This window comes from Synechococcus sp. W55.2, from assembly GCF_047461635.1.
In the GTDB taxonomy this organism is placed as follows: Bacteria; Cyanobacteriota; Cyanobacteriia; order Thermostichales; family Thermostichaceae; genus Thermostichus.
In genome coordinates, this window is record NZ_JANSHM010000083.1 from 1 (window position 1) to 10,889 (window position 10,889).

Here is a 10,889-nt window from a genome sequence, read left to right on the forward strand (position 1 = left end):
GTTTGGAAACAAACAGAATGCTATCGCTGCATAGTTGAACAGTGATGTTCAGCAGTGTTCAGCGTAAATGTATCAGTTTGGAATAGTCACCACCTCTAGCTCGGAAGTCCATCGTTGCCTTTCACCAGCCCTGCCCGAACGGCATCCAAGAACTGGCGGGCAGTGCGACCGGAAAAGCCGTTTTGCTGTTGGGCCCAGATTAAGGCCTGGCGGCGCAGGGCATCCAGAGATTGGGTGAAACCCAGCCGCTGGGCCAAGTGTTCTACGGTTGCCAGGTAATCTCCCTGGGTGAAGGGGGTGAAGGTGAGGGTGAGGCCGAAGCGATCCCGCAGCGACAGCTTTTCCTGGACCGTATCCCAGGCGTGGACTTCTTGATCTTGGGGATTGGGACGGTCGCCAAAAAACTCGCGGATGAGATGGCGGCGGTTGCTGGTGGCATAAAGGCGCACGTTGGGGGGCGGCGCAACGAGATCCCCCTCCAGGAGCACCTTGAGCTGCTTGAACTCGGTTTCCTCTGCCTCAAAGGAGAGATCGTCCACAAACAAGATGAAAGGCAACACCTGCGCCCGCAGCTCTGCCAAAATTTCCGGCAACTGAATCAAGTCTGTTCGCCTCAGCTCCAATAGGCGCAGCCCCTGCAGGCCGTAGCGGCGCAACAAGGCCTTCACCAGGGAAGACTTGCCCGTACCCCGCGCCCCGTAGAGCAACACATGCAAAGCCGGATCCCCCCGCAGCAGGGCTTCGGTGTTGGCCGCCAACTGCTGTTTCTGCCGTTCGTAGCCGTAGATCTCCTCCCAGTCAGACAGATCGGGAGCAGGGATCCCTTCTAGCCCTGCTGGCCCCCAGCGAAAGGCCCAGTAGCGACCACAGAGCCCTACCCCCCTTTGGCGGTAGTGGGCAATTAAGTCCTCCAGGCTCAGGCCCCAATCGGCAAAAGAGCGGGGATCCCAGCCAGCGCTATCGGTTTCCCCATCGGGCCAGGGGATCCCCAACCCCAACGCCTGCATCTGCTCGGCAATGGTCTCCTGACTGTCCGCTAGGGTTTGCAGACAGCGCAGGTCGTGGCGGGCAGCCTGCATAAGAGGCTCTGGGATCCCTTGGGGCTGCAGCGCCGCGCGGGAAAAGGGGTTATCGGCCCAGCGGATCTCCCGGATCAGCCATTGCCGCCAGCTCAGGCCCTGCCGGGCCAAAAGCTCAAACCAGCGCCCGTAGGCCGCCCAGCACGGCAGGGGATCCCCACTCATCAACTGCTGGATTAGCTCCTGCCAGGCTAGGGCTAGGGGGTGGGTGCAGATGTCCCGGAATACCAGCAGCTTGGCCGCTGCTTCTGCTGCTTCTTGGAGGGGGGTCATCGCTTGAAGCCGCTCTAACTTGGCGTTGCTTATCCGCTCCCTAGGGGAGGAGACTGGGGGTAGTTGCGTTAACAACACGGAGCGCTTGAGTTACCTGGCATTGTCCCGCCGGCCCAGTTCATAGAGGCCTCCGCCGACGCAGGCGATCAGGCCGCAGGAGACGGCCCAGCTTTTGCCCAAGGAGATCTCCGTCAGGGCTACCACCAAGCCTGCTGCCAGCAAAAAGGGAAGGGTGCTCAGCAAGGAAGCCAAAGCTCCACTGGGATCCCATAGCAATTGCTTTTCCCAGCTCTCCTGCAGCTTTTGATGCAGCGGCGAAAACCCCCACATTAGCCCTAAGCCCCACAGAGCCGTGGCGGCCCATAAAGAGGGGCGAAGCATCTCCCAGCCCACAAGTCCAACCCCAACGGGATCCACCGGTCAACTCCCAACCCTGCCTTTCTAGGCTAGCGGGATTGGGCCCAATCGGTGGCGGTAATGGTGGTGCCAGGAAATTGAATGGGGTTGCCCAAGCTCTGGATTTGGGCCTGGAGAGCTGGCAACAGCCGCAAATCCAAAAGCGGCTCCTCCACGATCTCTGCCGGGATCAGATCCCGTTCTAGGGCAAAGTGGGCCGTGTGGCCGGCGGCGGTGCCAATGGCCCATTCCACCGGATGCACCCGGTAGGAGGCACTGGCAATGCGGCTGGTGGCGATATTTTTGTTGCCGGCTAGCAGATTGTCAATGCGCTGGGGGATCAGAGCCCGCAGGGGGATCTGGTAAGGGTAGCTGGGGGCCTGCGCGTCTTTGTTGTTGCTGGGGGGCAGCGAAAAATCCGGCAGCAGGCAATCGTGAAAGTCGATGGGGTACTGGCCCACCCCCACCGAGTCGTAGAAGATGAAGGGCCGCCCGCGGTTTAGCTCCGATTCCCGTGTGGTGATGTCCGACTCGTAGATGGTAAATCCTTCTGGGTAGGAGAGGCTGGGCCGACCAATGATGCGCCGCGACTCGCGGATATAAGGGTACTTGGAGAGGCCGCTGGCAGTTCCCATGGGGGTATTGGGCCCCCGTAGGTAGGCATAGCGCAAGTAGAAGTCTTTTTGAAAGTTGGGATCCTCCTGTTGCAGGAGAAAATCCGTCCTTCCCGCCACCAGCCAGTAGAAAAAGCCCTTAGCATGCTGCTCAGCTCGCCGCAGGGCTTCCACCCGCAGGCCCCCCATCCAGCCGCCCGGCTGCAGTTGGCCTGAGGCCTGCAGTTGCTCGTGGGTAAGGATGAGGTTCATCTCCGGGCCGGTGATGCGCCAGTCGTTGCCCCAGGTCCAGTTCTGCATGGATTGATCCCCCACCCGGATGGCCTCTTCCCCAAAGCCAAACACCTGTCCCCGGATGCGGCGGTAGGTAAAGACCAGGCCAAAGTTAAAGCGCGGCTGTTCAAAGCTGTAGTAGGGACCGTGCAGTGGGTCATTGTAGAACTCGGGCTTGATGGGGACTTGGGGCACAGCAGAGCGCTCCAGGACAAAGGTGTAGGTGAAGCCCTGGGTACAGTAGGGATCCACATAGGGCTTGGAGCTGGGTTCCCAGCGGCTTTGGCCATCGGTTCCCAGGCGGTAGGGCACCCGCGCCAAGGGCAGCAGCTCGCCGGTTTCAGTAGCGTCGATCACCACCCAGGGCAGGGTTTTGTCTTGGCGTTCTGGCGGCGGCTCAAAGCGCAGGATCTCCTTGTCCCAGTCCTCGGTGGGTTCTAGACGATAAAAATCGAGAAAGTAGCTGGAGAGATCCCCTCGATTCTCTGGCTGGACGCCGGCGTGTTTGGGGATGTTGCGGATGGCCTGCACGCTGCGGATCTGAGAGTCTTTGATCTCCAAATCCTTCACTACCGTCTCGGTGAACAGCCGCAACTGCCCCGACTGCAGATAGGGATCCAACATCTCCCGGATCACCTGATGGCCCACCTGAGGGGAAAAGCAGAGCACGCTCACCCAGCATTTGCCCGGATTGGGATCCCCGCCGTATTTTTCCCGTACCCGCCGGCGAAACTCGCTGTAGCCCCTGGGGAAGATGTCGTTTTCTCGTTGCAGGGGTCGCTCGTCCAAAGCGGAGACTCCCTGGGCGCTCACCTGCCCCCCGATCCAATCGGTGATCTCCGTCATGCACACCTGCCGGCCCAGTTGCAGCGCGTCATAGGCCGCCGCCACCCCCCCCAGCCCACCCCCCGCGATGAAAATCTCACAGGGGATCCGGGTTTCCGGCAGAGGCGCCGTCGAGGGTTGGGCCAGGCCCGCTCCCGCCCCGAGGATCCCTACTCCCAAAGCCACACCGCTCCACCCCAGAAGGTTGACCTGAAGTTTCATCGAATGACCTCTCCACACCCACGCTACAGCTTGGCCTTTTGGACTTTCCCGCAACCTCTATCATGGGAGAAAGCCTTGGGGATGCTCATGCCGGATTCCACCTTTGTCATCACCACCCCCATCTACTACGTCAACGCCGCTCCCCACATCGGCAGCGCCTACACCACCCTGGTGGCGGATGCCATTGCCCGTTACCATCGCCTGCGGGGCAAGGATGTGCTGATGGTGACGGGAACCGACGAGCACGGCCAGAAGATCCAGCGTACCGCCGAAGAACGGGGCGTTCCGCCGCAGCAGCACTGTGATGAGTTTTCTGCCGAGTTTGCGAAACTGTGGCACCTACTCCACATCCGCCACGACCGCTTCATCCGCACCACGGATCCCCGCCACAAGGCCATTGTGCGGGAGTTTTTTCAGCGGGTCTGGGATCAGGGAGATATTTTCATTGGCCGGCAGCAGGGTTGGTACTGTGTGGCCTGCGAAGAGTTCAAAGACGAGGCCGAGCTGCTGGAGGGAGGATTTTGCCCCCTGCACCCCACCAAGAAGGTGGAGTGGAAAGACGAGGAAAACTACTTCTTTCGCCTCTCCCGCTACCAAGAAAAGCTGGAGGCCCTGTATGCGGAGCACCCGGAGTTTATCCAGCCGGAAAGCCGCCGCAATGAGGTGATTAACTTTGTCAAGCAGGGCCTGCGGGATTTTTCCATTTCTCGCCCCAGCGTCTCCTGGGGGATCCCCTTCCCGGCAGATCCCGGCCAAACCCTTTATGTTTGGTTTGATGCCCTCATCAACTACATCAGTGCTGCTTTGGATCCTGACGACGAGCCCACCTTGGCAAATGCCCTACGCCGCTACTGGCCTGCGGATGTCCACCTGGTGGGCAAGGATATTGTCCGCTTCCACGCCATTTACTGGCCGGCCATGCTCATGTCCGCCGGTCTGCCCCTGCCCAAGCAGGTGTTTGGCCACGGCTTTCTCACCAAAGATGGCCTCAAGATGAGCAAAAGCTTGGGGAACACGGTGGATCCCTTTGAGCTGGTGCAGCAATACGGCGCCGATGCCGTGCGCTACTACTTCCTGACGGAAATCGAGCTGGGCAAGGATGGCGATTTCAGCGAGGGCCGCTTCGTTGACGTGCTCAACGCCGATCTGGCCAACGACCTGGGCAACTTGCTCAACCGCACCCTCACCATGCTCAAGAAATATCAACCGGACTACCGCGTTCCCGCAGTTGGGATCCCTGCAGATCACCCCCTCAAAACCCTGGCCGAGCGCCTTGCCCCGGCAGTGGCCGACGCCTACGAGCGGCTGGATCCCAGCTCTGCTGCCCGCAAAGCCCTCAGCTTGGCCCAGGCCAGCAACAAATACCTAGATGAGCAGGCCCCTTGGACGCTGCACAAACAAGGGCAGGGGGAACGGGTGGCCCAGATCCTCTATGCCGTTCTGGAAAGCGTGCGCTGGGTGGCAGTGCTGCTCTCGCCCCTCATTCCCGCTCTCAGCCTCAAGATCCTGCAGCAGCTGGGGTTCTCCCTCGCCGACACCCTGCAACTGCGCTGGGATCCCGATGCGACTTGGGGCCAGCTTCCCCCCGGGCAAGAGCCCCAGCCTCCTACGCCTGTCTTTCAGAAGATCCTGAGGAACGCCTAGGGATTGGCGATGTCCGGTCGGGAAGATTGGGCAGCGGCTTGGGATCCCTCTGGTGTGGCTCCGCCGGCAAAAGGGCGGTCACCTCCCAGGGGAAGTGTTGATGAAGCAGCGGAGAAAGAACGGTTGGATGGGTCGGATGGGCGCAGCCGCGGGTTGTGAATCACGCCAGTGGTGGTGGGCACTTCGCCGGACAGCGTCTGCCAGGCTGCCCGTACCCCTGCCCAAAAGCTGCGGATATTGACTTGGGCGCCCTGGGCTTGGGTGCGTGCTCCTTCGATGGAGCGGTTGACCTGCTTCACCACTTGCCCAGCCCCTTTCACCCCTTCGTCGAGGCTGTCGGCAATCTCGCTCACTTCCAGGCTGGTCAGGCGCAGGGCCTCCAGCGTGGGCGGCAATTCCCGCAGCAGCGTGTCGAAAAAGCGCTCCACGCTCTGGGCAGCTCGACCCAGTTGAATGACGGCAGGTAGTAGGGTCAGGATCACTGCCAAAATGCCCACTGCTACCAGGCCTACCGAGAGGCCGAGCCAAAAGACTGGGTCGTTCATCCCGCCGCCTCCTCCCCATCCCGAGCTTCTAGGTCAGCTTCTTCCCCGCCAAAGGGACGCGAGTTCTGGGCTTGGAGCAGCTCCCTTCGCTTCTGCAACATGGCTTCTTTGCCCACCGCCACTGCCTGCTGCAGCCGCAGCAGAGCCTCATCCAGACTTTTTTGGGCGGAGTCGAGCAGCTTTTCCGATTGGTACTGCAGGCTGCTGGTCACATCTTCTGCCACCTCTGGCAGGGCCTCTGCCGATTTCTTCAGCAGTCGCCGCGTCTCCCGTCCGCTGCGGGGAGCCAAGAGCAGGCCAATGGCGGTGCCCACAGCAGTTCCCAGCAACAGCCCACCAATAAACGCGCCAGTCCGGTTTTCAGCCATGCTTTGCCAGAGTTGAGTTGGATACGGGTGGCCCCGAAACTAGACTACCTCAAGATCTCTCTAGATCTCTGGGCTCTCTGCTTTCGCCGACCGCCCCTAGAGAATCCGCAGGGGATCCACATCTATGCTGACGCGGATCCCTTGGGGGGGATGGCCAATGGCGGCCTGGATCTGCGCAGCCAGCTTCGGGCGATCCCAACCTTGGTCGGGAAGCTGCTTCAACAGGATCTGCCAGCGGTAGCGTCCGGCAACCCGCTCCACCTGGGCCGGCCCCGGCCCCAACACCTCTGCCGGGATCCCCTGTAGGCGTTCGGCCACCCGATGGCAATAACACTCCAGGGCTTCCAGGCGGGTGCTGCTCAAGCGGATCAAAATCAAAGCTCGATGGGGAGGATAGCCCCCCTCTCGCCGTTGTTGCAGTTCTGCCTGCAAGAAGCCCTCGTAATTTTGGGCCAGTACCGCCCTCAAAATCGGGTGCTCCGGCAGATAGGTCTGGATAATCGCCTGTCCTGGCAGGGATCCCCGGCCCGAGCGCCCTGCCACCTGGGTGAGCAGTTGAAAGCTGCGCTCGCCGGCGCGATAGTCGGCTTGGTGCAACAGCCCATCGGCGGCCATCACGCCCACCAAGGTTACCTGGGGTATGTCCAACCCTTTGGTGAGCATTTGCGTGCCCACCAGCACCTGGGCCTTGCCGCTGCGAAACTGCTCCAGCAAATCGCGATGGGATCCCTTGCGGCGGGTGGCGTCGCTGTCGTAGCGCAAAATTGAGAGCTGGGGCCAATGCTGGTGCAGCACTTCCACCACTTTTTGGGTGCCGGTGCCGAAGTGCTTCAGGTAGGGGGATCCACAGGCGGGGCAGCGCTGCGGATGGGGTTGGCGGGCGCCGCAGTAGTGGCAGCGCAGTTCCTGCCCGCCGAGATGGGCCAGATGAAAGGTGAGAGAAACATCACAATGCTCGCAGGTGAGGACAAACCCGCAGCTACGGCACAAGACGAAGGTGCTGTGGCCGCGGCGGGGGATAAAGAGAATGGCCTGTTCCCCTCTGTCCAGCGTCTGCTGCAGGGCCTGGTGTAGACGGCGGCTGAGGATGCTGCGGTTGCCGGCTTGGAGCTCCTGGCGCATGTCCACCAGCTCCAGTTGGGGCAGGGTGGCCGGGATCCCAGCTTGGGGGATGCGCTGCGGCAGGGCCAGCCGGATCCACCGCTGCGGATCCTGCAGATGGGCGGCATAGGTTTCCACCGCTGGGGTTGCACTGCCCAGGACCAGGGGACAACCGGCCAGTTCGGCCCGCCACTCGGCCACCTGACGGGCGTGGTAGCAGGGCTGGGGCTGATCCTGCTTGAAGCTGTCGTCGTGCTCTTCGTCCAAGACGATCAAGCCCAGCTTGGACAAGGGGGCAAACACCGCCGAGCGGGTGCCGATCACCACTTGGGGGGTGGAGGACAGCATCTGCCGCCAGGTGTCGTAGCGCTCGCCTTCCGAGAGGCCGCTGTGGTAGGCCCACACCTGGGATCCCAGCCGCGCCCGAAACCGATCCATCAGTTGCGGGGTAAGGCCGATCTCGGGCACCAGCACCAGCGCCGACCGTCCTTGCTGCAGCACCTGGGCGATCACCTGCAGGTACACTTCCGTTTTCCCAGAACCGGTGACCCCGTGCAGTAAAAACCGCTGGAACCGGCCCAAAGCTTGCCGGATCGCCTCTACCGCCTGGGCCTGGGCGGCCGTCAAGGGCCTGGGCGGATCCCGCCACCCCGGCAGGCTGGCATCTCCCAGCCGCAGCAGTGGGCGCTCGTAGAGGTGGACACGGCCTTTGCGGGCCAACCCCTGCAGAACCGCTCGGCTCACTCCTGCCAGGCGCTCCCACTCGGCGAGCAGCAGCTCTCCCCCCTTCTGCTTGAGGATCTGCAGCGCCTTCTGCTGAGGGAGGCTCAGCCCCTCTGGGGAGTCGTCGGCCAGACTGGCGGCCAGCTGGGTTTTCACCCTGCCCCCCTGTTGCTCCTGCCAAAAGCTCTCCACCCAACCCCGTCGCTGCAGTTCCCGCAGGGCGAGGGCGGCAGTGGGCACCTGCTGTTGCACATAGCGCCAAGACAGCTCTCCCCCTTTGGCCTGAAGCAGCTGCAGCAGGGTTTGGGCAGCCGGCGAACATTCCTCCCCTTCGGCAGGGAGCCTGAGCAAGCGGACACGCTGCTGAGAACGGCTGAGCAAGCCGGGGGGCAATACCGTGCGCACCACCTGGGCCAGAGGGGTGAGGTAATAGTCGGCCACCCGCTGCAACAGGGGCCAGAATTCTTTGGGCAGGATCCCTTTGGCCACCACCGCCTCGATCTCCCGCACCGACTGCGGATCCACCCCTGCCGGCAGCTCGGAGCGCCAACCCAAGGCCACTGCCCCCGCCATTTGCTGACCAAAGGGTACGCTGAGCAGGTCGCCCGCTTCTGGCGCGGATCCCTCTGGCACACGATAGGTAAAGCAACCCCCCAAATGGGGATGATCCACCCACACTTCCAGCCAGCGGGGAGGAACAGGCTGCAACACGGGATCCCTCACGGACGGGGCAGAAACCTCGGCAGATCGACCGCCCGCTTGCTTGCCCGAGACGGTAGAGGTTGGGCCAGGGGCTGAATTGTAGGCTTGGCAGCAGGGGTTGGAGACAGAGCCTGGCCAAGGGACTCTGTTCGCGTGAGGGCGCTGGAGGTATCGGCCCGAGGTGGGACATCCAAGCCTTTGCGTTCCAAAGCCGCCTTCAAGCTCAGCACATGCATCTGCTGCTGCTCGTATTTTTCTCGGAGAGAGCGGTTTTCTTCCCACAGGGCAGCACGCTCCCCTTGCAGGGCTTTGATCTGCTCTGCTTGCTTCTCCAGTTGCGTGGACAAGGTTGCAATTTCTTCTTGCAGATGGAGAATGGTTGCCTGCGCAGAGCGCAACTGTGGCTGCCAGTCGGGTTGGGCGGCCAACTGCTCCAAGGCAGCCTGCAACTGCCGCTCCATGGCGGAGAGATGCTGCTGGGCTTGGGCGTACTGTTCCTGCAGATGGCGGTGCTCTTGCTGCCAACGGGTAACTTCCGCCTGGGCTTGAGAGAGGGCCACTTGCAGCGCTTCGGCCTGGGCCTGCCACTGCTGTTGAAGCTGTTGCTGCGCCAGGGATCCCTGGCGCAGATGCTCCTGCTGAGCTTGCAAAGCCGCCAATTGAGCTTGGGCTTCGGCCAGGGCTGCTTCTAGCTCTTGCCGTTGTTCCCGCCAGCGCTGCTCGGCCTCGGCTTCCGTCTCGGCATAGCCTGCCAAACGGGCCTCGAGGTGTTCCCGTTGCTCCTGCCAGGCTGCCTGTTGGTCGCTGTACAAAGCCCGCAGGCTGCTCAGCTCCGCCTGAGTTTCGGCAATTTGAGTGCGGGCCAGAGAAAGCTCTGCCTTAAAGCGTTGCAGCATTTCCACCCGCTTTTCCGCCACATCCTGGGCTTCCAGCAGAGAGGCCTGCAGCTCCTGCTGGCGCTGTTCCCATTGACGGCGCTCCTGAGCGTGGGCCAAGCGTAGCTGCTCAATCTGCTCCTGCAGGGCCTCGATATCCTGCCGCTGCCGTTCATTTAAGCGTTGCCGAGCAGCAAGCTGAGCTTCCTGATCCGAGATCTGGACTTTCTGAGCCGCCAAAGTCTGCTGCAACTGTTGCAAGAGATGCTCCCGCTCCTGCAGCGCCTTCTCTTGTTCGGCCACCTTCTGGTGCAAAGCCTGCAGTTGTTCCTGAAGAACTCGCCGCTCTTGGAGCTCGGCTTCGGCTTTGAGCAGACGGCTCTCCAAGGGCTGTTGCTGCCTCAGGGCTAAATGGCGCTCTGTGCTGGGATCCGGTTCGGATGCTGAACAGCCCGCATGAGTCTCTGAAAGGATGGGATCCGAGTCACCTGAAGAAGGAGCACGCATAGATTGTAAGGAGAGATGAAGAAGCGGGAGCAAATGATAAAGTTCCCTGCAGTATAGAGAGATTTTTGGGCGGGTTCAAGCCAGAAGGGTGATCTTGTAAAATCTCCTGCTGCTCCGCACGGCGCGGAGTACTATCGGCCTGTTTTGGCCGCGCTCTTGCTTCTGAGGTTCCCAAATCCCCGGACTGGGCAGAAGGGCTTGGCTTACTTTTTTTCGGCCGCGAGGCCCGATCCCGACCGGAAGAGGTCTCCCCTTGCTTGGGCGTGCTCTGAGAGTCTGCCACCTTGCCCCCTTTCATCGCCCACAACACCCACCCCCGCCATCACGGACAGATGGCCCCACCATTCTAAACTGAGTCTAAATCTAAATCGACTCGGTCTCAATCCAAGCGTCTCTGCTGAGGGTAGAGGAGTCCCGCCCGTGCTCGGAGCTCCTGGCAGACGCAGGTCGGCCTCATCGTTGCAGGGGCAAATGCGAGGACTCGCTTCCACTGGCCCGAACAGGGCAGCCAGCGAGCCTGCGGAAAACCGTCTTATCTTTGTCCTTCATTTTGCGATACTGCTAGGGGTGATGTTGAGAATGACCGCACGATGGCGATGCAAAATGGAGCCAGGGATCCGCTTCAACTTCCTCAACAGCAGACGGGCTCGGCGGGATCCCAGTTGAACCTTGCCTGTTCTGCCCCCTGTGGCCTACTGTTGAGCCTGCTCTGGGCTGTCCCTGCTCTTGCTCAGCCAGAAGC

Annotated in this window: 8 protein-coding genes; 1 reads left to right on the forward strand and 7 read right to left on the reverse strand. The window is 61.6% G+C overall.

Annotated features, from left to right (window positions below; all coding sequences use genetic code 11):
- Positions 1-95 precede the first annotated feature (95 nt).
- The 3 genes from NW828_RS12730 to NW828_RS12740 all read right to left on the reverse strand — a co-directional run bounded on the left by NW828_RS12730 (position 96) and on the right by NW828_RS12740 (position 3,682).
- Positions 96-1,352 (reverse strand): DUF815 domain-containing protein, encoded by a 1,257-nt coding sequence (locus NW828_RS12730; RefSeq protein WP_414384238.1) that lies wholly within the window; start codon positions 1,350-1,352, stop codon positions 96-98.
- Between the two features lie 90 nt (positions 1,353-1,442).
- The gene (locus NW828_RS12735; RefSeq protein ID WP_011433810.1) at positions 1,443-1,733 is read right to left on the reverse strand and encodes a hypothetical protein; all 291 of its coding nucleotides are present in this window, start codon (positions 1,731-1,733) and stop codon (positions 1,443-1,445) included.
- Between the two features lie 65 nt (positions 1,734-1,798).
- Positions 1,799-3,682, reverse strand: a complete 1,884-nt coding sequence (locus NW828_RS12740) for an FAD-dependent oxidoreductase (protein WP_414384240.1) — start codon at positions 3,680-3,682, stop codon at positions 1,799-1,801.
- 87 nt (positions 3,683-3,769) lie between these two features.
- Here NW828_RS12740 and metG point away from each other — a divergent pair, with 87 nt between their 5' ends.
- Complete coding sequence (metG, locus tag NW828_RS12745; protein ID WP_414384248.1) at positions 3,770-5,326, forward strand: methionine--tRNA ligase; 1,557 nt, start codon at positions 3,770-3,772, stop codon at positions 5,324-5,326.
- Here metG and NW828_RS12750 read toward each other — a convergent pair.
- The 4 genes from NW828_RS12750 to NW828_RS12765 all read right to left on the reverse strand — a co-directional run bounded on the left by NW828_RS12750 (position 5,323) and on the right by NW828_RS12765 (position 10,147).
- Complete coding sequence (locus tag NW828_RS12750; RefSeq protein WP_414384242.1) at positions 5,323-5,871, reverse strand: hypothetical protein; 549 nt, start codon at positions 5,869-5,871, stop codon at positions 5,323-5,325. The genes metG and NW828_RS12750 overlap by 4 nt on opposite strands.
- On the reverse strand, positions 5,868-6,239 hold the full coding sequence (locus NW828_RS12755) for a YtxH domain-containing protein (protein ID WP_414384244.1): 372 nt from the start codon (positions 6,237-6,239) through the stop codon (positions 5,868-5,870). The genes NW828_RS12750 and NW828_RS12755 overlap by 4 nt, the downstream gene beginning before the upstream one ends.
- Positions 6,240-6,335: 96 nt before the next feature.
- Positions 6,336-8,774, reverse strand: coding sequence for a primosomal protein N' (gene priA / locus NW828_RS12760; protein ID WP_414384246.1), 2,439 nt, complete (start codon positions 8,772-8,774; stop codon positions 6,336-6,338).
- A gap of 8 nt (positions 8,775-8,782) precedes the next feature.
- Entirely contained in the window at positions 8,783-10,147 is a 1,365-nt protein-coding gene (locus NW828_RS12765) for a hypothetical protein (RefSeq protein ID WP_414342953.1), read from the reverse strand.
- Between the last annotated feature and the right edge of the window lie 742 nt (positions 10,148-10,889).